Source organism: Brevibacillus reuszeri (assembly GCF_001187725.1).
GTDB classification, from domain to species: Bacteria; Bacillota; Bacilli; order Brevibacillales; family Brevibacillaceae; genus Brevibacillus; species Brevibacillus reuszeri.
In genome coordinates, this window is sequence record NZ_LGIQ01000011.1 from 889614 (window position 1) to 911920 (window position 22307).

Genomic DNA, 22307 nt, shown 5'->3' on the forward strand with positions numbered 1-22307 from the left:
TGCCAATGGCGAGCCTCTTTGTCAGTTATTTAGTTAACCCCCACAATCGTTAGTGTTGCCCCGGCTCCAGTCAAAAGAGTTGCTGATCCTAGCAATCCAAACAATTGCAGAGTGATCGTTGAACCCGCAGTGAGTGGCGCTATTATTGTGTTATTGAATGAAGACAAGGAAATGGCAGGGGCTATGATTGATGGCGTATATGGGTTGGAGTTAATGAGGAGACGAGAGCTGACCAGTAAAGCAGCTGTTGTATTGAGCGAGTAAGAAATTAAATAGTTGCCTGTGGAAGGAACAGTAAAGGTTGTGTTTCCTCCACTGACTGTTATCCCGTTCAACACCTGATTGTTGGGTAAGGCGATATTGGTTCCACCTAATATTACAGCGATAACAGCTCCACTTGTATTGGCTCCGAAGGCATTGATGTTTGTGAAGACAGTACCGGTTGGACCAGTGGCTCCCGTTACTCCGGTTGCCCCCGTTACTCCTGTTGATCCAGTTGCTCCGGTTGTGCCCGTAGCTCCAGTGGTTCCAGTGCCACCCGTTGCTCCTGTTAATCCGGTTGTGCCCGTAGGTCCAGTCGCTCCCGTTACACCTGTTACTCCTGTGGCTCCGGTTAATCCTGTGGCTCCGGTGGCTCCCGTTAACCCTGTTGGTCCGGTTACTCCCGTTGGTCCTGTCGTTCCTGTGACGCCCGTTGATCCAGTTGCTCCGGTTGTTCCAGTGGTTCCAGTGGTTCCAGTGCCACCCGTTGCTCCTGTTAATCCGGTTGTGCCCGTAGGTCCACTTGCTCCCGATGGTCCGGTGCCCCCAGTCGCTCCTGTTTGCCCCGTTAATCCTGTCTCTCCCGTGGCTCCCGTTAACCCTGTTGCACCCGTTGATCCAGTAATTCCCGTTACTCCTGTCGCCCCGGTTAATCCTGTTGATCCTGTTGGTCCTGTTGGTCCTGTTTCTCCGGTTGATCCTGTGGCTCCCGTAACTCCAGTTAATCCAGTCACTCCTGTTGAACCGGTTGTTCCAGTTGTTCCAGACAATCCCGTGGCTCCGGTTAACCCTGTTACACCTGTTGCACCCGTTGATCCAGTGGCTCCTGTATTTCCCGTTACTCCGGTTAGCCCCGTGACTCCTGTTGCCCCAGTCTCTCCTGTTGGTCCGGTTATTCCCGAAGCTCCTGTCGCCCCTGTCACTCCAGTTACTCCAGTGGTTCCGGTGGCTCCAGTTGCTCCAGTTGGACCGGTCGATCCTGTCGAACCGGTTAAACCTGTTACCCCAGTTACTCCAGTAGTTCCGGTAGTTCCGGTTGTTCCAGTCAATCCCGTGGCTCCTGTTAACCCTGTTGCCCCCGTTACTCCGGTTGGTCCTGTGGCTCCAGTCTCTCCTGTAGCGCCGGTTACTCCCGAAGCTCCTGTTAAGCCAGTTGCTCCTATTGGTCCTGTGACACCAGTCTCTCCGGTTACTCCGGTTGTTCCCGTGGTTCCTGTTGGTCCTGTGACGCCCGTTGGTCCCGTTGGTCCCGTTAATCCTGTTGCTCCAGTTGCTCCTGTCTCTCCTGTCTCTCCTGTCTCTCCTGTTGCCCCCGTTGGTCCGGTTAATCCCGAAGCTCCTGTTAAACCTGTTGCTCCCATTAACCCTGTTGATCCAGTCGTTCCTGTTGAACCGGTGGTTCCAGTTACTCCAGTTGATCCAGTGACTCCCGTTACCCCAGCTACTCCTGTTTCTCCAGTTGACCCTGTCACACCAGTTACTCCCGTCGATCCTGTCTCTCCGGTTGTTCCAGTCAATCCCGTGGCCCCGGTTAACCCGGTTGATCCTGTGACTCCCGTGACTCCCGTGGCTCCGGTTTCCCCAGTCGCTCCGGTTAATCCTATCGTTCCCGTTGGTCCAGTCTCTCCCGTTACACCTGTTACTCCCGTTGGTCCGGTAACTCCAGTTAATCCTGTGGTTCCGGTGGCTCCCGTTGACCCGATCACTCCGGTTATTCCAGTCGCTCCTGTTGATCCAGTGATTCCCGTTACTCCTGTTGGTCCTGTTTCTCCAATTGATCCAGTCGCTCCGGTGACTCCGGTTGGTCCGATATTTCCAGTGGCTCCTGTATTTCCAGTGGCTCCTGTATTTCCCGTTACTCCTGTTACTCCGGTTGTGCCGGTTGATCCAGTTAGCCCCGTGACTCCTGTTGGTCCGATTACTCCCGTGGGTCCTGTGGCTCCTGTCGCTCCAGTTGATCCAGTGCCCCCAACTGCTCCTGTTCCTCCTGTGACTCCCGTGGCTCCGGTTAACCCAGTCGTTCCCGTTACACCTGTTGAACCGGTGGTTCCGGTGGTTCCGGTGGTTCCGGTGGTTCCGGTGGTTCCGGTGGTTCCGGTCAATCCAGTTGATCCCGTTGGTCCGGTGGCTCCAGATTCCCCAGTAACTCCCGTTGGTCCGGTTAAACCTGTTGCACCCGTTGATCCAGTAATTCCCGTTACTCCTGTCGCCCCGGTTACTCCGGTCGATCCTGTTGAACCAGTTGTTCCAGTCAATCCCGTGGCTCCGGTTAACCCTGTTACACCTGTTCCTCCCGTTGATCCAGTGGCTCCTGTATTTCCCGTTACTCCTGTTACTCCGGTTAGCCCCGTGACTCCTGTTGCCCCAGTCGATCCTGTTGGTCCTGTTGGTCCTGTTACTCCCGAAGCTCCTGTTAAGCCTGTTGCTCCCGTCGATCCGGTAGCCCCAGTTAGACCGGTCGATCCAGTTACTCCTGTCACTCCAGTTACTCCAGTTACTCCAGTGGCTCCGGTTGTTCCAGTGACCCCTGTGGCTCCAGACTCTCCTGTCGGCCCGGTTACTCCGGTTACTCCAGTTGCTCCCGTTGCACCCGTTAATCCTGTTGGTCCCGTCGTTCCTGTTGAACCGGTGGTTCCAGTTACTCCAGTTGACCCTGTCACACCAGTTACTCCAATTACTCCAGTAGCTCCGGTTGTTCCGGTCGTTCCAGTTGTTCCCGTGGCTCCAGTGAGACCCGTTACCCCAGTGGCTCCAGTTGCTCCGGTTAGCCCTGTGACTCCTGTTGCCCCAGTCTCTCCTGTTGGTCCTGTGACGCCCGTTGCTCCAGTTGTTCCTGTGGCTCCTATCGCTCCAGTTGATCCCGTTACCCCTGTTGATCCAGTCGATCCTGTTGATCCTGTTGTCCCCGTTAACCCTGTTGATCCGGTCGCTCCTGCGGGGCCGGTGACTCCTGTTAACCCTGTTGGTCCGGTTTCTCCAGTTGCTCCAGACTCCCCGGTAACTCCCGTTGGTCCGGTGCTTCCCGTGGTTCCTGTAGCCCCAGTTGGACCGGTCGATCCGGTTAAACCTGTTACCCCAGTTACTCCCGTCGCTCCTGTCTCTCCGGTTGTTCCAGTCAATCCCGTGGCTCCGGTTGGTCCGGTGGCTCCTGTCTCTCCTGTAGCGCCGGTTACTCCCGAAGCTCCTGTTAAGCCAGTTGCTCCTATTGGTCCTGCGACACCAGTCTCTCCGGTTACTCCGGTTGTTCCCGTGGTTCCTGTTGTTCCTGTTGTTCCTGTTGTTCCTGTTGTTCCTGTTGTTCCTGTTGTTCCTGTTGTTCCTGTTGTTCCAGTTGCTCCTGTCTCTCCTGTTGCCCCCGTTGCTCCTGCTATTCCAGGATCTCCAGTAGCTCCAGTGACCCCGGTGGCTCCCGTGGGCCCTGTTGGTCCGGTCGCTCCGGTAGCTCCGGTTGTTCCAGTTGGTCCCGCGGCTCCAGTGAGACCCGTTACCCCAGTCGCTCCTGTCCCACCCGTTGCACCCGCTAATCCTGTTGATCCAGTTACTCCTGTATTTCCGGTGGCTCCTGTTGTTCCAGTCAATCCCGTGGCTCCTGTAGCCCCAGTTAGACCAGTCGATCCAGTTATTCCCGAAACTCCTGTCGCCCCGGTTAAACCTGTTACCCCAGTTACTCCCGTCGCTCCTGTCTCTCCGGTTGTTCCAGTCAATCCCGTGGCTCCGGTTAATCCTGTCGTTCCCGTTGGTCCAGTCTCTCCCGTTACACCTGTTACTCCCGATGGTCCGGTAGCTCCCGATGGTCCGGTGCCCCCAATCGCTCCAGTAACACCCGTTTCACCTGTTGATCCCGTCACTCCTGTTGAACCGGTAGTTCCGGTTGGCCCAGTGGCTCCAGTTGCTCCGGTTAGCCCCGTGACTCCTGTTGCCCCAGTCTCTCCTGTTGGTCCGGTTACTCCCGAAGCTCCTGTTAAGCCAGTTGATCCCGTTGTTCCTGTGGCTCCTGTTTCTCCAACTGCTCCTGTCGCTCCAGTGACACCCGTTTCACCAGTTGATCCTGTTGGCCCCGTCGATCCTATTGAACCGGTGGTTCCAGTTACTCCCGTTGGTCCGATGCTTCCAGTGGTTCCTGTAGCCCCAGTTGGACCGATCGAACCGGTTAAACCTGTTACCCCAGTTGCTCCGGTTGTGCCCGTAGCGCCAGTCTGTCCAGTTATTCCAGGATCTCCAGGATCTCCAGTAGCTCCCGATGGTCCCGTGGCTCCGGTTGTTCCGGTTGCTCCTGTTGGTCCAGCCGTTCCAGCGATGCCCGTTGCACCCGTTAATCCTGTTGATCCCGTGGCCCCGACTGCTCCTGTTTCTCCTGTTGAACCGGTGGTTCCGGTGGTTCCGGTGGTTCCGGTGGTTCCAGTCAATCCCGTGGCTCCGGTTAACCCCGCTGGACCCGTTGATCCAGTCAATCCTGTTGGTCCGGTTGCCCCAGTCTCTCCAGTCGTTCCTGTAACCCCCGTTGCTCCTGTTCGTCCTGTGACGCCCGTTGCACCCGTTAATCCTGTTGCTCCAGTGGCTCCCATTGCTCCTGTTGATCCCGTCACTCCAGTAGCTCCTGTTGCCCCCGTTGCACCTGCTATTCCAGAATCACCAGTAGCTCCAGTGACCCCGATTGCTCCTGTTTCTCCTGTCTCTCCTTTGACTCCTGTGACCCCAGTGGCTCCAGTCGTTCCGGTTGGTCCGGTGACCCCAGTCACAGTCACTCCAGTTGCTCCAGTGTCCCCGGTGGCTCCGGTCATTCCGATTTCTCCCGTTGGCCCGGTCACTCCCGTTTCTCCTGTTGCTCCAGTCATTCCAGTTGGTCCGGTGGCTCCTGTATTTCCCGTAACTCCGGTGCTTCCAGTGATTCCTGTAGCCCCAGTTGGACCAATCGATCCTGTCGAACCGGTTAAACCTGTTACCCCAGTTACTCCTGTCTCTCCGGTTGGTCCCGTAGCTCCAGTTATTCCAGGATCTCCGGTAGCTCCCGTTGCTCCTTTTGCCCCTGTCCACCCAGTAGGTCCAGTAGGTCCGGGCGCTCCAGTTGGACCAGTCGAAGCGGTTAGGCCAGTGGGCCCGTGTATCGCGGCGGATAATACCGTTTGCAGTTTCGATTCCAGGAGCATGTCTTGCTTTATCGTTGCATTAACCATTTCTCTCACGCTTTGATCAATGGCCAATAGATTGTCGATCGTTGCACCCGGACCGGTTACGCCCGGCAAAGTGCCTAAAAGGTATTGGATTTTCTCTCCTTCCGCATTCAAAATATGACTTAGCCCTAATTCCTCCATGGCAAAGGAAGACAACAACAGGTTAATAGCTTCCTCGCGTGTAATCGAAATCGTCGGTGTTACATTTGGTATGTTAGGTGACGACATAACTCCCCTCCTTCCCCTCGAAAAAGGTGTCCTCCCCTCTTCATCAATTACATGAAATTATTTACTCCATTTTTTGGGGATTCAGCTTGAATTTTTAGACTTTTTTCGAAACCAGAAAGACCCTCGCTATTGAGATAAGGTGTATGTAACAGAATCTTCGATATAAATAATCATTGTGGCTATAATTTCAACCTGGTTCTATTTCTTCAATGGCAGAAGTCCAATTTTTTAATGGTTGTTGAACGTAGTGGACAGGTTTACTGAAGGAGAAGTGAAGCACAAGGAGGTGTAGAACGTTGGCCGCATTTGCTGCAAGGTGTTTCCGCCGAAGTAGGCTGATCATTTACAAGCATGGTTGATCCCGCCTCGCATTTATACTGACTTGATCCACAAGCTCTGCGGCAGCTTCAAGAACTCAAAAAAAGGAATGACAAACTAATTTTCTTGACTACCCTACTCGAAGGGGAATTTCGTTTCTCGAATACAGATTTTACCGAAATTCTATAAAGATAAACAATCCTGCTGATTCGGGTCAGGGCATCGCGTCAAGCCATACACTGGTTGTCTTCAATTCATCTTTAAGTAATGCTCCCCCTCCTTAGATGAATCATTTTAAAACGTAAGTAATACCTGATTTTGAAGGGTCTTACTTCTTGTCAATACGGCAAGCGATTTTTCCGTAGCGAAAGACGCATCCATGAGATGTTCCAAGCCCCCCGCCTGCAGCTCAACTCCCATACTATGCGCCCATGTCACCGTATTCTCATAATGCCCACTCGAGAGGCTACTCCTCACGACAATCATCGCTTGAATCACCAGACTTACCTTCTAGCTCCAAAGTATTATTGAATTAACATTGTACGACTTCTCCCGGCTTATTGAGCCGAAGAATGTTGTTCGTTCCTTCCTGCAAAGTACGCTTCATTGTAAAGAACACTCGGATGGTTGGGATTATACATTTTTGCCATTTCATGATGAATTTTAGCTTTTATGATGTCGCCAATCCGATCATAACAGTAGCAAAGCTGGAGATGGGGAAGCCACGTCCAGGCTGATTCATCCGTCATACCCATTGCCTCTTGTGGGCGCTCCAACATTGTTGCCTGTCTGTACCAGTAAATCGCCTGTTGAAAATTCAGTTTATCCGCAAAAAATGCGCCTAGCCTGCAGCAGAGCTCTGCGCGAGGAGTATCATATGCTAGAGAGCGCACAAGTGATTGAATTTGTTTGTCCGGTTGATTCAGTCGCCCATAGCAGGTAGCCTGCTTATAGCACGCTGCAATCCGATCCTCTACCCATCCCATCCCGCTATCCAAGAATACTTGATATTGTTCCGCTGCCTTTTCATTTCGTTCATGGTCGTACAATTCATTTGCAAAATAATACTGATCCCGTGGCTCAAATACCTCACCACGCTCCTTACGGTTGAGGTATATTTGCAGATTTCGGTCCGAGTACGGCTTCATTTTCCGATGAGTGATCGAAATGTCACTATGTAGACCATTCCCACTAACCTCCAGATATTCATGAACAGCTCCGTGCCACACAAATTGACATTGACGCCTCACTAGTCGGTTTCGCCGTTGATAATGAATGGGCTGCCCTTTCTCATCCAAAGTCAAGTGATACGGCATCGAGACGTAAGCGAAGGCAAAATCCTGCCTCTCCTTCAACTTTTGAAAACGGAGGCGATCCACTTCTTCGAGTACATCATCTGCATCTAGCCAGAAGATATAGTCCATTCTAGCTTTCTCAAACGCATAATTACGCGCGGCGGCAAAATGATTGATCCATTGAAAATCAAAGATGCGTGCATCAAAGGACGCACATATTTCTTTGGTACGGTCGACAGAGCCCGTGTCCACGATAATGATCTCATCCACTAAATCGCGCACAGTCGACAAGCATCGACCGATTGTCTCCTCTTCATCTCGAACGATCATGCACAAGCTGACCGTGATCATACGGGCTTCTCCCTTCCCCTGATTGATTTTTTACCATCCTATTTCGCCTCGTCTTGCTTTATGTATCTTGGATTCTCATAAGCATGGGTTTCTCAGAATAGGGTGTATAGTATGCATGAAACCAAAGCAAGGCAGGTGGTAAAGGACATGACGCCCCCCTTGATTTCTTTGTGCCTCATTGTAAAAGACGAAGCGCATCAGATCGAAAAATGTCTGCAAAGCGTACTTTCTGTCATCGATGAGATCATTGTAGTAGATACGGGATCAACGGATGGGACTCAAGAGATTTGTCGCCAATACGGCGCCAAAGTGATCGAGGTTCCTTGGGAGAATAGCTTTGCCAAAGCGCGCAATATCGGCTTGCAGCATGCGGTCGGAGAATGGATTTTGTGGATGGATGCGGATGAAGAATTATCTGGTGATGACCAGGACGTACTTCGACAGGCCGTGATTTCCAGTAAAAGCAATGCTCTTTTTCTGAAGGTCATTCATTACCTTGGGGCAAAAAAAGAAGAAGCTTCCCCTCAACACTCGTTTCGCTTGGCGCAAATTCGTTTATTCCGTAACAAAAAAGGCTTCCGCTTCGAAAAAGATATTCACGAGACAATTATCTGGCCAGACGGAGCTGACCTTACACAACTGGTCCCACTGCTTCCTGTAGAAATTCATCATTTCGGTTTTATGGATGATTCAATTTCCTACAAACAAAAAGTCCAGCGAAATATCGAGCTGTTGCTCCGTGAACAGGAAAAACCGGATCACGAGCCTTGGTGTGAGTATCACCTAGCCAATGAGCTGTATCGCGCTGGCAAGTGGGAGCAAGCCTTTGCACTGGTCAATATCGCCATCGAAGGCTTTCTGACAAAAAAACAACTTCCTCCTTCTCTCCTGTATCAATTGAAATACGAGATCCTTTTTCGACATGGCAGTATGCGGGGAGCGTGGCCCGGAATCGAGCGTGCCATTCAGCTCTATCCCAATTATGTCGACCTGCATTTTTACAAAGGTGTATTTCTAATGGAGCATGAGATGTATGAGGAAGCGATAAATGTATTCGAGCATTGTCTGACATTGGGAGAGGAGCACTGGGAGCATTTAAGCCTGCGCGGAATGGGCAGCTTTTACGCGTTTTCTTATTTGGGGAGTTGTATGGAGCGGCTGGGGAAAAAACCGGAAGCAGAGGTTTACCACCAGTTTTCTGCTGGTCTTGTCCAAGAAAACTGGCCAAAGCCTGCTCTATCCATAGCAAACGAGGAGTGATTCCATGAGTGAAAAACTACGGATTTTGATTGGGAGCCCGATCTGCCAAAAGCCAGATGTGCTTCGCATGTTTTTCTTCTCACTCGAGAGATTGGTCTCCAAAACGACAGCCATTGATTACTACTTTATCGACGACAACACTGATCCTGCTTCAAGTCGAATGCTTCAGAGCTTTGCACGACGCCATGCGGGGCACGTCGAAATTGTTTCCGCGCAAAAATCTAATCTGGAATACGTATGCGACGAAACGACACATTTTTGGACAGATGACTTGGTTTGGAAGGTGGCTGGTTTCAAGGACCAAATCATGAATCATGCTCGTCAATCTGGCTACGACGGACTTTTTCTCGTAGATTCTGATCTGCTCCTTCAACCACAAACGCTAGAAGTCCTTTTGGCATCCGAAAAGGATATTATATCTGAAATCTTTTGGACGAGTTGGACGCCAAACAGCTTGCCTGCCCCGCAAGTTTGGCTCATAGACGAGTACACTCAGTACGAAAGCTCACGAACCGAACTTTTGACTCCCGAGGAGCAATACCTGCGCAAATATTCGTTTTTTGGAAAGCTGCGAGTTCCTGGTGTCCATGAAGTAGGTGGTCTGGGTGCATGCACGCTTATTCGCAAAAAAGCACTGAAGGCTGGAGTCAGCTTTGAGCGGATTAAAAACCTCAGCTTTTGGGGCGAGGATCGGCATTTTTGCATACGCGCACAAGCATTGGGATTTTCCTTGTTCGTCGATACCCATCACCCTGCCTTTCACCTCTATCGGGAAGCAGATTTTTCCGAAGCAACCACATGGATGAGACAAATTCATCGTGCTACCCCTATTCGAAATGGCACACCTGCCGTGTCCGCTGCCAAAAGTACCCCTCGTCCCAAAATTACGCTATCCATGGTCATCCATAATGAAGCGGATAAGCACCTTGCCTACGTCCTCTCCAAGCGTCGCGAATACATAGATGAAGCTGTCATTATAGACGACGGCAGTACCGACAACAGCTTGGAAATTTGCCATGAAGTTCTCAAGGGAATTCCGCTCCATCTCGTCAAAAATACAACCTCTCAGTTCGCACATAATGAAGTCGACCTGCGCAAACAGCAATGGCAAGAGACAATCAAATCTGATCCAAATGGATCTTGAACATGGACGCAGATGAAGTATTTGAAGATGGCTTCCCACCAAATGCTCGGGCACTCCTTGCCAGTGAAACAAGAGATGTCTGCTGCTTCCGTCTTTACGATATGTGGTCAGACTCTCATTACCGAGAAGATCCATATTGGCATGCTCACGGCATTTACCGTCCATTTATCCTTCGCTACAGACCCAATCATCGCTACACCTGGAAAGAGCACCCTCTTCATTGTGGGCGTTTTCCATCTAATATTTTTGAGCTTCCCTCTTTTTTAAGCTACTTCCGTGTCAAGCATCTAGGTTGGGCCACCGATTCCATTCGTCAGGAAAAGTACGCGGGGTACAAACGACTGGACCCGTCAGCAGCTTATGGCTGGAAAGAACAATATGAATCGATTCTCGATCCCGAACCCCACTTGGTTGCATGGAGAGAATAGCCCCTGAGAAAGAGCTGCAAGCTTTTTTGATCCAGTATATTGGAAATAAATGAGATATATGGTAAAGTTGGTGTACGTCTATTTGGATGGAAAGGTACGGTACCAAACGTATGCCAACTATAACTTTGTAATGGCCTAAAAAACTGGATAGCCTTGCCCTGGAAAAACCACATCGTTTTTCATACAGGTGCAGTCTGCCCTTTTTTCCCATTACAAAGGAACGTAACGAAATCTGTAGTTGTAGATTCGTACGGAGATTCCTCTTTGGGGACTCTCCTTTTTTGTTGCCAAAAAACCGCTCTACTTCTGCAGGACATCCAAATAGCAGGTGCGTTCCTTTCACTTTCCAAAGAGGTGAAGGACCTTGCTGACGAACGAGCATACGTGGGTATTAATCGAAAATAAACAGGAACAAGAAGTGCTGCGCTATTGCAGCAATTGCGGAAGAACAGTTCCGTTTTTGGACACTATGATTCGCCGCCATAACTCCAACGGTAAAAATGTTTATCGTTTTGCCATTTATAAATGTGTGAAAAACCATACGTGGAATGAAAAGCTAGCCACCTATAAAGCTTACACAGATCATCGGGAGGTGCTGGATGCGGAGACGTTTGAGCAACCATTCGAGCTCCCCCGCCTCCACCTTTCACAATATCTAGAAAATGGGGTACAGGAAGTAACGATCCTCATCGAGCATGTAGAGGGACGTTTCCGTATCGACAAACTCCTCGCCGAACAGATCGAAGGCTGGAGTCGCAATCAAGTTATCCACAGAATAAAAGCTGGGCAAATTCTGGTGAATCACCAGATAGTGAAGCCTGGGTTCACCCTGAGTGCTCGAGATACCATCAAGATCCGCGTTCTGTAAATCCATATCAGATGCTGGCCACCCGAAAAGTCGCAGAGATGATCTGCGGCTTTTTTTGGGTTCGTTTCTATTCGTTTATTCTTTCCGCAAGATGACCAACTTCCGCTGACCATCCCACTCGACGCCAAGTCCCAACAGAGATGCCAGCTCTCTCGTCGCCGCGTATGAGATTCCTTTTTCATTTGTGCAAGCAATCACCTTTCCATTTACTGTTACTGTCTGCGTTTCAGGCTCCCATCCTACTACTCCACCTACTGCCTCTGCAATGGCTCTCACAGGCACATACGATACGCCATTGATGACAAATCCATGGGTAGCAAGCGCGATCTGAACCTCACATTTATCCACATCACCCTGTGGTTTTTGTGGATAAGCTGTGAGCAACCTGTGGACATCCTGTTGAAACTTCTCCCACGCTTCTGTTGCTTTGGATCCTGTATATTTTCGGGCGTAGTCATCCTCAACAAAAAATGCAGGACAAATCTTTCCCGTAATGTCGTAGTGGCGCCACAGCTGTTCCACGCCCCAACCATATTTTTTTAAAATGGAGGCAGTCAGCTCCACCGTTCGCTGATACATCACTGGAAAATGTCCGTCGGCATTGACGCACATCTCGATTCCAATCGTACAGTTATTGGGATAGGAGCTGAGCTTTGCCAGTGCCATAGGCTTGTAGGCTTTTGCTCCAACATGGTAGCCCATCTCATCCTCTGGGAGACAGCGTATGATCTGCGCGTCATCCACAATATAATGGGCACTCGCTTCCGTAGTCGGATTGTTAAAAAAGTTGCGGTTTGCCACTGCATTCGCCCCACTGCGCTCATTGGCAGTCCAATGAATGACGACTCCCTTTGGCACGATTTTGGTACGTGGACGTGCTTTAGGATTTGTTAACAACATGTCGCTGATTTGCATTTATGAGCGCGGCTCCTTTCTCTCGGCACGTTCTGCTTTCGCCTTGATCTCTGCACTCACCAGGCGCTCAACCGATTTTGGCATCGGCCAGCCCGCCCGGTGCGCATTAGCTGTCAGACTCGTCCACGTGTGGTAAATCAGCGCGAAGGTGACGCCATAAAAGAGAAAGCCCGGCGTACCCATCACCCGGTCCAGCAAGTTCCCGACTGCCGGCAATGCAACGATAAATAATGTTCGTGGAATCCGTGCGAGACCGTACTCGGACGAATAAGATAAATCCTTTTTTGCGGCCGAGACTCCTGTAATCCAGTCAAGTGCAATCATAAAAAAGAGCACGACCAGAATGTCCTGCCGGTTCGTGCCGTAAAAATAGTGAAAGACGGATGACAATAGTGCACCCGTTGTGGCCGCCCATCCGTTTGCCGGAGTCGCGATGCTATCCAAGCTGTGTAAAAACTTCATGCACGTATCTCCTCCTCACCCCCTTGGGGGAAAAAATAAGAGGGAGAGCCTTTTAGACCCCCCCTCTGTTTGATGGTACAAAAAATTCCCTAGAATGAGCTCCAGGGAATTTAAAATGGGTGTACAGCCGTGATGGATTACAACGTGAGATTAAAGTAATAGACCCATGCATGAGCAGGATACTCTGCGTCAGAGCTGTCTACCGCATACACGGCCAGCTTCTCGGAGTGTCCGGGTACGGCTAATTCGTTGAACGTATACTCGTACGTGGAGCCTTTAGGAATCGATTTCATGAGCGTTCTCACATTCGATTGGCTCACAAAGTACACGTTGTACGCTTTGACCTCTGCTTCATCAGCAGCCCCGTCCCAAGTCAGGACTCCATTCACTTTGCTATCATCGTTGTCCAGGTCATTGTAGAACAAGTTTTGAGCTGTTGGTATGCTATTCTCGACTTTGTCCCCTTCTCTCTATTGGAGGGCTTCGTTCGAGCCTACACCGTGCGGGCGATTTTCATCGCACACGGCGTTCCATCAACGGGAATGATCGGAATTTTACAATGGGCATAAGTAGTATACGCCCTAGGCTTTGGATTCGTAAGCTATCAAAAGTTAGGGTTTGGAGATTTTTTGTTATCCTCCCACAGTTGTTTCCAGCCCTAGCAAATCCAGTTGATTTTTGACTGCCGTTTGCAGGTTTTCTGGAACCTGCTCGAACGTACGGCGACCGTTCATGATTAGTTTCACGTAGATTTCAACCACGAGTTCCTAACCTTTCTTTCTCTATTTTATATTGTAGGAATTATGGTCCTGATGGAGCGTTATTCATCTGCACCTTAAGAGCCTGCAGCTCCTCGTAAACCTGTGCTGTAGCCTCCATGATAAGCAAATTTTCTGCTTTCGCTTCTGCTAGAGCGTTTTCTAATTCCGCGAATTTTGCAGCGTCTGTTCCTTTTTGTTGTGATCGGATTTGCGAAATTGGAGCTGTGTTGGTTATTGTAATCAATCGAAAGCACCCCCATATCCGTTCAGCTTGACGCGCTCGGCAGCTGTTCCCTTAGCGATTGTTACCCAGAAGTTTATGGCCCAATTCTCTGCTGTCTTTGTCTTATTTGTGAAAAGGTAGCCGCGCCCTCCTTTTACAGCACCCGTTGCATCTTCCCATGTTGGGGACGCATCCAGGGCATTATTGCATACCTTTACACTTTCGATCATCGCCCCTGTTGGTAAATACTTATCCAACGTAAGCAGTACACGCTCAGGCTTACCATCAAGGCTGAATTGCGCGCGTACACTTGGATTGGCTAAATCAAGCATAAATTCGATGTGCGTTTCAATACGGGTGAATGTATAGATACGTTCAGAGAAAAGTCCAGTGCTGTCTGTTGCTCTCACTTTCAATTGATGAGCGACGTCTAAGTCTAGTCGAATCCATGTATCGTGATCAATGGTAAATGGGTACTTCTGTCCAGCAGTGCCTGGAAAAGAACGAAGCTGTTTTCCGTTAAGATATTCGGTAATGGTAAACGTCTGATTTTCTGGATCTGTCGCAGAATACTCAAGTGCTGGCGGTATCTTGATCGAACCCAGATTCGTATTTGTTCCGTCAATGACAGGTGGGCGGTTCCAAATGACTCTGAATTTACGCGTGAGCTCCGCGCTTTTGCCTCCCTGGTCGTCTTCTGCCCAGACGGTAAGGGTATGGTCTGTATTCTCTGCAAGGTCTGCACCGGTTACATCTGCAGTTCCATCGTAAATACGCTTGGTCCGGTAGGTTAGCGTTCGGTCAAAAGAAATAGGCGCGCTTCCGTTTGATACTCCGGATTGCAACGCCTTGATTGGGCCAGAATTGATTTTGTATTTGACTGTGATGACATTACCGTTGTCGCTATCGGATGCGGAGCCCTGTAGCTGAAATGAGTTTCCTTCTGTCAGTGTTTGGTTATCAGTAGGCTTTGAAATTGCAACAGTTGGATTTGCATTAGTAGTGTAATCGACAGTAACTGTGTATTGATAATAATTATCGTATGTCCGAGTATCTACAGCTGGTTTTGTCACATAACCTTCATATCTATAAACTCGGGTATCAGATTCAGGGCGAGTCACTGATCCTGTATATAGATACGTAGGTTCCGTTACCTCATAAATATATCTTTGATTTAATGTGGGGTTTGTTGGTGCGGGGTAAGTTGCAATTGTAGAAGTTGAGCTTAAACCACTCCAACTGAGTTTTCCTGTATACCCGCCACTATTATAAATAATAGGATCATAAACACTAGTACCGCTTTGTTCTAAGGAATTTCCATCATTTGCCCATGTAGTCCCATTCCACTTTTTATAATAATTCATACGAAAACCCTTATACTGAGAAACTGTTTTCGTATCAGCAGGCGTATAACTACCAGATGCAACATACTGCGTCAATGTCCCAACATATCCGCCAGAGTTATAGCTCGCAGAGGTTTGACCAGTCACGAATTTTGTATCAGCATCAGTATAACTTCCTCCAGTCTGCACTCTTCTCGTTATTGTCCCATTCGTTAGAGTGAAACTGATTGTATTCCCGCTGACTGAGTATGATACGTTACCCGAGCTGACTTTCACACTTAGCACAGATTTCAAGTTTGGTATCGTCCAGGTATGGGTTTGACTTCGTGAGGTACTCTCTGGAAAAGTATTATTCGGCACCTCTGTCACCTCCTGTAATGGCTATATTCAAATTGCTCGCCAACAACATCATTCATTAAACCTCCAACCGGCTCTGTGCCTGATTGTAATACCCGCGAATGACCCGAATAGAATCAATCGTGGACAAATCATCATTGAAATTGTTATGAATGAAGTTATCTGGCAACGTGGCTTCGAGTGTATTCAAGCGGTTCTTCAAATTAGAAACATCGGCTTGCAGCAGTGCAATCAGCAGGTGAGCATCCAAAATCCCTTGCTCCCAGCGGTTAATATCTTGCTCAGTTACCGGCGAATCTGGCTGCCAATCAATCTTTGCCTGATAGACCATTAATGTCCCTCCTTCACTTGGACGACAAACGATACCGTTAAAAATTGCGCATCGTTTCTCACGGTGTAAGTATCCTTTTCAGCTACGATTATCCCTTCGGCCGTCTTCAGCTTCAGGTTTGTAATAACAGGAACGGCATCTATCTGCATAGTCTGAATCTGAAGTGCGACCGACTGCTGCAATTCAATAACAGGATGTGAGGTAATAACAACAGCTCGAACTGGTACACTTACACGATCATTGATTAGCACACTGCCTTCCTTCACCCGATTGAGCAGATCATTTCTGACTAAAGTCAAATACTCCTGGTGCATCAGATAACTACCTCCTCCATTTGCTTGATCGGTGTCATACCTACTCGAAATTCTTTAACCATGTGGTATCTTTTCAGTCCTATTAACACCTGATCAATCAATTCTATGATAGTATCGGTTGTTGGCTCCACCCCTACGCCATTGCAATGCACAGGGCGAATTTTTTCCACAGCTGTAACGGCATGGCGTATATCAAACCGATCATGGATGGGGTAAACGTAGCGAATAAGCTTAGTAGGATAATCCTCGATCATCTCTACTCTTTTTCCTTCTGAAGAGGCGATCCCAATTGCCCGCAATACCTCAGGTGCAAAACCGAGATAGGCCCAATGCTGCTGCTGAATGTTTTTTCGTCGTTGCTCCAAGCTGGATGACTGCTTTTTTCCAAAATATGTCCAGTCCCAGTAATCAAGCCCCCAAGTAGCAGATAGTGGAAACAGCTGTTGCCTGAGATCATTTCTCTTCTCCGCATAGTACTCAACAGGTGTAGCAGCACCTTCAAAATGGTACTCGGCCACTCGATTTTCATACCAGTAGGGCGGAAGCATCTTTCTGTATTTCTCCGGGATCATGTCGTCACCACCAGGTTGAGCATGGCTACTGCATCCCCATCTATCGTTATGTTGGCTGTCCCACTATTTAATGTGTAGCTCGTAAAGTCTAGTACACCGTCTACGAAAAAAAGTGATCCCATCTGCTGATAGACGATCCTGGATCGCCCTTGCAAATAGGCGTTGATTTGACCCCTAATCGCATCCTTCACCCGATCAATGACCACACCTTCCCGCAGGACAAGCTTCACTTCAATGGCAATCTCAAAAATCTTGGCAGGCAATACCTTTAAATCATGCAAGGCCCGCCGTTTTTCCTTCAGCTTCAACTCTACTTGTTGCGCCAGCTCGACACTCGCTGGTTGCCGCTGTGAGTCCGTAATATATACGTCGATAGACAAGTCATGACGGGCCTTTTCGATTGCAGTGGCATCTCCAACACCGTCAATATCTCTCGCCCACCGCTCATAGTCACCTCGACGCCCATCCCCTTCTTCTGTCCGCGCCCGCTCGATCAGCCGTTTTCGATAATCCTCGTCTGCTTCTTCTCTCTTTCGAGGAAGACCCAGAAAGACACCGTGAGCATCGAGAAACTCCATATCTGCCCAAGGTAAGAAGCCCTGTAAAAAGGCGTATTCCAAAAGCTGCTGTTGCTCACTAATTTCTTCAGCCAAAGGATAGAGCAAATCGTAAAAAATCTCTCCTTCCTCTGTAGCTGGCGGGGTATCTCCTTTTTGCTCGGCTAAAAGCCTCATCCGATTCGCCATTCGCTGATAGATCTGATCCGGCGTCTCTCGCAAAATCGGCATTTTCGGTTTCTCTAGCGTTGCCATACGTCCACCTCCATTCTCGTTATGCCTCGTGCTCCTGTAATCCCCACGTGAAAAATGACCCGGTTTCCCTCAAACCGAATATCGCTGACCTCTGCTCTTTCAATTTCACTGTGCGCTTCCAACGCTTCCTCCGCTTGAGCTTTGACCACTGCCAAGGAAATCCCTGACCGCATTCGTCCTCTGTCTGTCAAAAAATCAACGCCATAGCGTTCGGAATAAATCGAGTAACGGAATCGCCGTGTATTAAGGATTTTTTTAGCTGTTTCCTCCAAATATTGCGCATAATTTTGAGTACGCAAATATCTGCCATCTGGACCCTGTCTCAATTGTTTGGTATCCCAATCAAACTGATACGTCCATGGAATCGACGCGTCTGTTTGGGTAGCCATAATTTCCTCTGAACCTTGTAGCTCGGGAAACATTATTCCACCACCCCGAGCAGAAGATATTGGTCATTCGTGCACCGAAGCAGAGCTACTTTTTTGCCTACATCCTCCTGCCTCAAAGAAGCGGAACGCAGGGTTGCCAGCTCATATGGCTCCAAGGGAGTAGGGTCTTCATCCAATTTCACGGATAACGGGGTCAAAGACAGAAGCTGCCCGAATTCTCCACGAGTGTTTTGCAAGCCGTCCTGCGCATATCCTCTGAGTTTTGCAATGACTGAATGCATCTTACGCCTTCCTTTCCAATTGGAGATCCATCGTGTACAAACCACCCTTGTAGCGGGCTTGACAATTGGTCACAATCCAATCGGTTATTGTTTGGTTGTCCTTTTCCATGATCTTGATCAGCCAACCAGCTCGAAGCCTGGCAGCATTTTCATCCTCGTGTCTGGTCGTAATGGAGCGTGTCTTCGGGATTTTGGACAGCTCAGCCAACTGCTTAGCAGCCAATGCAGACACATTTTTGTCCTCCCCCGCGTCAATCACCTTTTGCATTCGCCCAATTTCCTTGACCAACGTATCATTCGATTTGGTTGCGCTGCTCGCGATTTGCTCCTCTTTATACCGCTCTGCTGTGACTACTGTGTATACTTCCTCGATGCTCTCTCCGGTTGAGCTGCTGGTAAGCATGCTGGCCTTGAACATCGGGATCATACGATTTCCACCTTCTGGGAGTACCGTCAGCTTGTCACGCTCGTACTGGACGAAATAACGAATCCCCGTTTTCTCATATGCCTGGTCTGTCAGGGAAGTAAAAAGAGAAGTATACGATTGTGGTGAAACCCGTTCCTTTGTCAAAAATCCAAAGGCGGGACAAGTAAAACTAATTCCAGCTGCCTTGATAATACGCGCAAGCTCGGAACCGGCATCACCATCCAGCTTGGTTCTGGAGATTTCGTTCTTTTGCAAATACCAGCCGAGCTCATAGGCTGTCGCAGAAAGGTCTCTCGTTTGATCATCGCGATCAAAACGTACGAGAGGTCCATGAAAGAACTGCTGTGCTACCTTTAGCTCTGAGCCAGTAAAGAGCATCAAAAAGCCCGCCGACTTCAGTGGCGGGCCATCCTTTATTTTCACATCACAATTCTGCGCGATTTGTCCCCGCGCTGAGGACCAGGACAGCTCCGTAACGGCTGGAGTCAGGTCATAGCGGGTTTGTTCTTTTCCGTAAATGACTTTCATTCCATCAACTCCGTTACATTTAGTATGCGTGTTCCAGTTTAATCTCGATAATTCTCTTTTGTCCTGTAGATTCCACTTGAGTAGGAGGAGTTTTAGAATTCGAATTTTGCTTTTGAGTTTTCTTGGCTACTTTGCCGCTTGTATTCGGCCTTGCAGGCTGCTGCTTTGTAATAATCGTACTTGGACTGAGCAGCTGTGTCTGATTGCTCCATGTGATGAACTCATTCTTTTCAAACAGTGGAAACTCGATAGAACCGTGGAAATCAACATTTTTTCCCTGAAACTTGCCGTCGCATGGACCGATGAGTACAACCCATGCCAAATCCAGCTCATCTATTGTCAAAAGTACCTCTGTACCTGTTAAACGCTCCAGTCCCGCAAGCCATGATCCTGGTCCTTGATAACCCTCTACCTCAATAAAGGGAGCACTGTTATCTCCCGGGAGAAAGAAGTCAAAAGAGATCGACTTGGGACGTCTTGCAGAAATGTGATTTTCTGTCGATAGCGTAATAGATGTGATGCTCTCCGTGTCATTACCATAGCCTCGAAACTGGATTTCAGCAGGTGTGACAGGAAATGTCAACCTATATTTGCCTTGCAAGCGAATCAAACAGTCACACCTCCTCTGGTTTCTAATGCATCTAGCAATGATTTTTCGATGATATCTTTAATTCTTTGTCCTACTGAAGGGTCACTCAGCATTCTCAGCATCGTAGGGATATCCTGCAAAACACCTTCTGCATGAAGCGGGATGGTGATTTGCGGAATCGTGAGTGAAATGGGTTGTGACTTTGCTTGATGACCACTGACAGGTGACTGATCGGGTACAGGCGGGCCAGCTGGCATGCTTTGGAGAAGGTTTTGTCTCACTTCCTTGGAAAGAGGACGCCTCGGCATTGCAACTGTTGGTGGTGGTTCATCTTGCCACAGCGATTTGATTCCATCAAAAGCTGCACTCCCAGCCATCGAACCACCAAATCCACCGATCAGCCCACCAATTACGCCTCCAAGCGCGGTACCAAGCACAGGAACAACAGATCCAATCGCTGCACCTGCTGCCGCTCCAGCTGCTGCTCCTCCCCAGCCTCCAAGTGCCTCTGTCCCTAATTGGGCTGCCGTTTCTAGCTTGTTGTCCGATTGGGCAAAATCGACGAGACTGAGCGCGTGTCCCAGAAGAGGAACTCTTCGTAGTAGTCCTTTTGCTCCACCCTTGAAACCAGCGATGCCACTATCTGTGTGGGAAAATCCGCTTATCAAAGAGGATGTACCTCCACCGTGTGCGAAGCCATTTTTCGGAGAAGAGGAACTTCCTCCTTGTAATCCAGGTTGGTTGCTATTTCTCCCACTACTATTTTTTTTCTGATTTTTGTTCGTTTTGTTCTTACTCTTCGACTTGATTTTACGAGAAGATGATTGTGATGTTGATCCTGCTCCACCCGTATCAATACTTGGTGTCTCTTTTCCCCCGTTTGTCCACTTCGTTTTTAATTTCGAGGGTAATTCTAGTATCGCCTTGTATATGTTTTGGAATATGGGGGCAGGCTTTCTATCTGTTGAATTCCGGGGCTGTTGTTTTCCAGAAGGTGAAGTAGGACCTCCTGTATTAACATCAGTCCCTTTTGTTCTCCAATTAGAAACTTTCGTCTTTACACTAGAAGGAATTTCTCGTATTGCTTGGTAGATTAGTTTGAGTGACGATACAAATGCTCTTGCTGTAAAAATTGTACTGCTAATTAGGCTAGTTGCTCCCATTACACCTATGGTGATCAAAAGTGCATATCTTCCCCAATCTGGCCAACCATTAAAACCACCAGCCAGGGAAGCAGCAAATCTTGATAATCCAGTTAAGACCCCGGATAGATCATTAGTAACCTTTGAAAGAGTTTCCAATGCTACCTGTTTTGCCAAAACCTGCTCCTTCATTAACGCAAAGTATTCGTTCTCTTTGGTGGCTGCCTCGTAAGCCTTCTGCGTCTCATTTCCAACCTGCGGGCGGATTTCCCCAGTAGCTATTTTACCTGCTGCATCCAGTAGCTTTGCAAATTCCTCAGAAATCTCCTTGCCTGGTATTCCCCCCAAATTGTAGAGAATCTTCTGTTGCGTACCCTGATCTTCAATCGAAGCGATGGCCATCATTACTTTACCTAGCGCAACTCGTTGTTCATCCTTATCTCCTGAAGTTAGAGCAGTATTAAGTCGCTTAGCCTCCTCTTCGGCCTTGAGCTGTGCTTCCTCCGGTTTTCGAGAACCCTGTCCTTCAAATTGAGCTTTGAGGATCGTAGTCAATTCTTCCTGATTTGTAAGCCTAGTGACACTCTCTCGCAGAGCACCAAATGCCTTGTCATCGTTCAGAATCCCCAAGTTCTTAATCTCAGACACCATAGCCGCCATTTTTTCCGGCGTATTAAGAAGTTTTCCATTCACTTCGCTGAACTCAACAATCGAACTAACAAACTTACCGTTCATATCGCCAACCGTGTTGCTCATTTCTTGAATAGAGTTGGCTAAACGCGTAGGATCATCAATGCCAGTCCCCTCACGCATAGAAGCCATCATCCGTAAATGTTCTTCCGGTGAATATACCGTAGTAACGCTGAGCATCGCTGCTCGTTCTGCATATTTATCAGCATGGTCGGGATTGAGCTGTTCACTTCTTGAGATCATTGCCATCGCTTGCGGCTTGTTCAGATATGGATTGATATCCATGATTTTATTTGTAAGCTGATCAAAGTCCTGCATTTGCTTTTCTGTCTTCCCGCTGGCAGCGTACAAACCTCGCTCTCTAGCTGCTGCCTTCGCCTCATCTATCATTCCTCCAATAGAAGAGCCGATTGCAATCCCAGCAGCAGTAGTACTTAAACTTAAAAGCTGCTGCTTGAGAGCACCAAGCTTGCTAAAGCCCTTTTCAATTAATTCGATACGCGGCGTTGCGCTCAGGTTGTTCAGGCCATTGATTTCGGATCGTAAGCCTTTCATACTACGCTTAAGCCGCTCCGTCTTTGATGAAAACTCACCAGTCATACTACTCAGCTTTTTTTCCATATGAGCAAGGGCTTTAGTTGTATTACTAATTTCTTTACCTATGGCTTTAATTTCACTACTAGCCGCTTTTAAATTTCCTACATCCGTAGACACATGATTCACCTCCTGTCTTTCACTGAGGTCACTAAAAATTTGCTTGAAGTTAAAAGCAAGAAAAGCCCGAGGATCATCCCCCGGCCTTTTCCTCCTCTGACTCAATGATCTGACAAGCAAACAAAAATAGTTT

At 48.6% G+C, this 22307-nt stretch carries 22 protein-coding genes; 4 read left to right on the top strand and 18 right to left on the bottom strand.

Annotation, left to right across the window (positions count from 1 at the left end; translation table 11 throughout):
- Positions 1-29 precede the first annotated feature (29 nt).
- From ADS79_RS36465 to ADS79_RS29280, 3 genes are all read right to left on the bottom strand, one after another.
- Positions 30-5660 (bottom strand): alpha-helical endospore appendage domain-containing protein, encoded by a 5631-nt coding sequence (locus ADS79_RS36465; RefSeq protein WP_084766110.1) that lies wholly within the window; start codon positions 5658-5660, stop codon positions 30-32.
- Between the two features lie 612 nt (positions 5661-6272).
- Entirely contained in the window at positions 6273-6476 is a 204-nt protein-coding gene (locus ADS79_RS29275; protein WP_049741973.1) for a hypothetical protein, read from the bottom strand.
- 59 nt (positions 6477-6535) lie between these two features.
- Positions 6536-7624, bottom strand: coding sequence for a glycosyltransferase family 2 protein (locus tag ADS79_RS29280; protein ID WP_049741974.1), 1089 nt, complete (start codon positions 7622-7624; stop codon positions 6536-6538).
- A gap of 147 nt (positions 7625-7771) precedes the next feature.
- Here ADS79_RS29280 and ADS79_RS29285 point away from each other — a divergent pair, with 147 nt between their 5' ends.
- The 4 genes from ADS79_RS29285 (at position 7772) to ADS79_RS29295 (ending at position 11324) form a co-directional block, all read left to right on the top strand.
- The gene (locus ADS79_RS29285) at positions 7772-8884 is read left to right on the top strand and encodes a glycosyltransferase (protein WP_049741975.1); all 1113 of its coding nucleotides are present in this window, start codon (positions 7772-7774) and stop codon (positions 8882-8884) included.
- A 4-nt stretch (positions 8885-8888) separates the two neighbouring features.
- Positions 8889-10028 carry a glycosyltransferase family protein gene (locus tag ADS79_RS29290; RefSeq protein ID WP_307725608.1) on the top strand — a complete coding sequence of 380 codons (1140 nt, stop codon included), beginning with the start codon at positions 8889-8891 and terminating at the stop codon, positions 10026-10028.
- Between the two features lie 2 nt (positions 10029-10030).
- The gene (locus tag ADS79_RS36570) at positions 10031-10456 is read left to right on the top strand and encodes a hypothetical protein (protein WP_307725607.1); all 426 of its coding nucleotides are present in this window, start codon (positions 10031-10033) and stop codon (positions 10454-10456) included.
- A 364-nt stretch (positions 10457-10820) separates the two neighbouring features.
- Entirely contained in the window at positions 10821-11324 is a 504-nt protein-coding gene (locus tag ADS79_RS29295; RefSeq protein WP_049741976.1) for a S4 domain-containing protein, read from the top strand.
- 75 nt (positions 11325-11399) lie between these two features.
- On the opposite strand, the gene ADS79_RS29300 is transcribed toward ADS79_RS29295, so the two are convergent.
- The 15 genes from ADS79_RS29300 to ADS79_RS29365 all read right to left on the bottom strand — a co-directional run bounded on the left by ADS79_RS29300 (position 11400) and on the right by ADS79_RS29365 (position 22174).
- A complete protein-coding gene (locus ADS79_RS29300) occupies positions 11400-12239 on the bottom strand; it encodes an N-acetylmuramoyl-L-alanine amidase (RefSeq protein ID WP_049741977.1) in 840 nt (279 codons plus the stop codon).
- Entirely contained in the window at positions 12240-12701 is a 462-nt protein-coding gene (locus ADS79_RS29305; protein WP_049741978.1) for a phage holin family protein, read from the bottom strand.
- 137 nt (positions 12702-12838) lie between these two features.
- On the bottom strand, positions 12839-13126 hold the full coding sequence (locus tag ADS79_RS29310) for a hypothetical protein (protein ID WP_049741979.1): 288 nt from the start codon (positions 13124-13126) through the stop codon (positions 12839-12841).
- 207 nt (positions 13127-13333) lie between these two features.
- A complete protein-coding gene (locus ADS79_RS36355; protein WP_236700134.1) occupies positions 13334-13447 on the bottom strand; it encodes a CD1375 family protein in 114 nt (37 codons plus the stop codon).
- 55 nt (positions 13448-13502) lie between these two features.
- Positions 13503-13706, bottom strand: a complete 204-nt coding sequence (locus ADS79_RS29315; protein WP_049741980.1) for a hypothetical protein — start codon at positions 13704-13706, stop codon at positions 13503-13505.
- A complete protein-coding gene (locus tag ADS79_RS35395; RefSeq protein ID WP_049741981.1) occupies positions 13703-14758 on the bottom strand; it encodes an Ig-like domain-containing protein in 1056 nt (351 codons plus the stop codon). The genes ADS79_RS29315 and ADS79_RS35395 overlap by 4 nt, the downstream gene beginning before the upstream one ends.
- 685 nt (positions 14759-15443) lie before the next feature.
- The gene (locus tag ADS79_RS29325; RefSeq protein ID WP_049741982.1) at positions 15444-15716 is read right to left on the bottom strand and encodes a hypothetical protein; all 273 of its coding nucleotides are present in this window, start codon (positions 15714-15716) and stop codon (positions 15444-15446) included.
- Entirely contained in the window at positions 15716-16030 is a 315-nt protein-coding gene (locus ADS79_RS29330) for a hypothetical protein (RefSeq protein WP_049741983.1), read from the bottom strand. Before ADS79_RS29330 ends, ADS79_RS29325 begins: the two co-directional genes overlap by 1 nt.
- On the bottom strand, positions 16030-16602 hold the full coding sequence (locus tag ADS79_RS29335) for a putative phage tail protein (protein ID WP_049741984.1): 573 nt from the start codon (positions 16600-16602) through the stop codon (positions 16030-16032). Before ADS79_RS29335 ends, ADS79_RS29330 begins: the two co-directional genes overlap by 1 nt.
- Positions 16599-17414 (bottom strand): baseplate J/gp47 family protein, encoded by an 816-nt coding sequence (locus tag ADS79_RS29340; protein WP_049741985.1) that lies wholly within the window; start codon positions 17412-17414, stop codon positions 16599-16601. The genes ADS79_RS29335 and ADS79_RS29340 overlap by 4 nt, the downstream gene beginning before the upstream one ends.
- Positions 17402-17836 carry a DUF2634 domain-containing protein gene (locus ADS79_RS29345; protein ID WP_049741986.1) on the bottom strand — a complete coding sequence of 145 codons (435 nt, stop codon included), beginning with the start codon at positions 17834-17836 and terminating at the stop codon, positions 17402-17404. Before ADS79_RS29345 ends, ADS79_RS29340 begins: the two co-directional genes overlap by 13 nt.
- A complete protein-coding gene (locus ADS79_RS29350) occupies positions 17836-18084 on the bottom strand; it encodes a hypothetical protein (RefSeq protein ID WP_049741987.1) in 249 nt (82 codons plus the stop codon). The genes ADS79_RS29345 and ADS79_RS29350 overlap by 1 nt, the downstream gene beginning before the upstream one ends.
- 1 nt (position 18085) lies before the next feature.
- A complete protein-coding gene (locus ADS79_RS29355) occupies positions 18086-19039 on the bottom strand; it encodes an XkdQ/YqbQ family protein (RefSeq protein ID WP_049741988.1) in 954 nt (317 codons plus the stop codon).
- Positions 19040-19058: 19 nt separating this feature from the next.
- Positions 19059-19649, bottom strand: a complete 591-nt coding sequence (locus ADS79_RS29360) for a hypothetical protein (protein WP_049741989.1) — start codon at positions 19647-19649, stop codon at positions 19059-19061.
- The gene (locus ADS79_RS29365) at positions 19646-22174 is read right to left on the bottom strand and encodes a phage tail tape measure protein (protein ID WP_049741990.1); all 2529 of its coding nucleotides are present in this window, start codon (positions 22172-22174) and stop codon (positions 19646-19648) included. The genes ADS79_RS29360 and ADS79_RS29365 overlap by 4 nt, the downstream gene beginning before the upstream one ends.
- Positions 22175-22307: the final 133 nt, after the last annotated feature.

Bases quoted from the DNA above. Each gene is read 5' to 3' on its own strand.
- ADS79_RS36465 (WP_084766110.1), bottom strand. From the start codon at position 5,660: ATGTCGTCACCTAACATACCAAATGTAACACCGACGATTTCGATTACA.
- ADS79_RS29280 (WP_049741974.1), bottom strand. From the start codon at position 7,624: ATGATCACGGTCAGCTTGTGCATGATCGTTCGAGATGAAGAGGAGACA.
- ADS79_RS29285 (WP_049741975.1), top strand. From the start codon at position 7,772: ATGACGCCCCCCTTGATTTCTTTGTGCCTCATTGTAAAAGACGAAGCG.
- ADS79_RS29290 (WP_307725608.1), top strand. From the start codon at position 8,889: ATGAGTGAAAAACTACGGATTTTGATTGGGAGCCCGATCTGCCAAAAG.
- ADS79_RS36570 (WP_307725607.1), top strand. From the start codon at position 10,031: ATGGACGCAGATGAAGTATTTGAAGATGGCTTCCCACCAAATGCTCGG.
- ADS79_RS29300 (WP_049741977.1), bottom strand. From the start codon at position 12,239: ATGCAAATCAGCGACATGTTGTTAACAAATCCTAAAGCACGTCCACGT.
- ADS79_RS29305 (WP_049741978.1), bottom strand. From the start codon at position 12,701: ATGAAGTTTTTACACAGCTTGGATAGCATCGCGACTCCGGCAAACGGA.
- ADS79_RS29325 (WP_049741982.1), bottom strand. From the start codon at position 15,716: ATGGTCTATCAGGCAAAGATTGATTGGCAGCCAGATTCGCCGGTAACT.
- ADS79_RS29330 (WP_049741983.1), bottom strand. From the start codon at position 16,030: ATGCACCAGGAGTATTTGACTTTAGTCAGAAATGATCTGCTCAATCGG.
- ADS79_RS29335 (WP_049741984.1), bottom strand. From the start codon at position 16,602: ATGATCCCGGAGAAATACAGAAAGATGCTTCCGCCCTACTGGTATGAA.
- ADS79_RS29340 (WP_049741985.1), bottom strand. From the start codon at position 17,414: ATGGCAACGCTAGAGAAACCGAAAATGCCGATTTTGCGAGAGACGCCG.
- ADS79_RS29345 (WP_049741986.1), bottom strand. From the start codon at position 17,836: ATGTTTCCCGAGCTACAAGGTTCAGAGGAAATTATGGCTACCCAAACA.
- ADS79_RS29350 (WP_049741987.1), bottom strand. From the start codon at position 18,084: ATGCATTCAGTCATTGCAAAACTCAGAGGATATGCGCAGGACGGCTTG.
- ADS79_RS29355 (WP_049741988.1), bottom strand. From the start codon at position 19,039: ATGAAAGTCATTTACGGAAAAGAACAAACCCGCTATGACCTGACTCCA.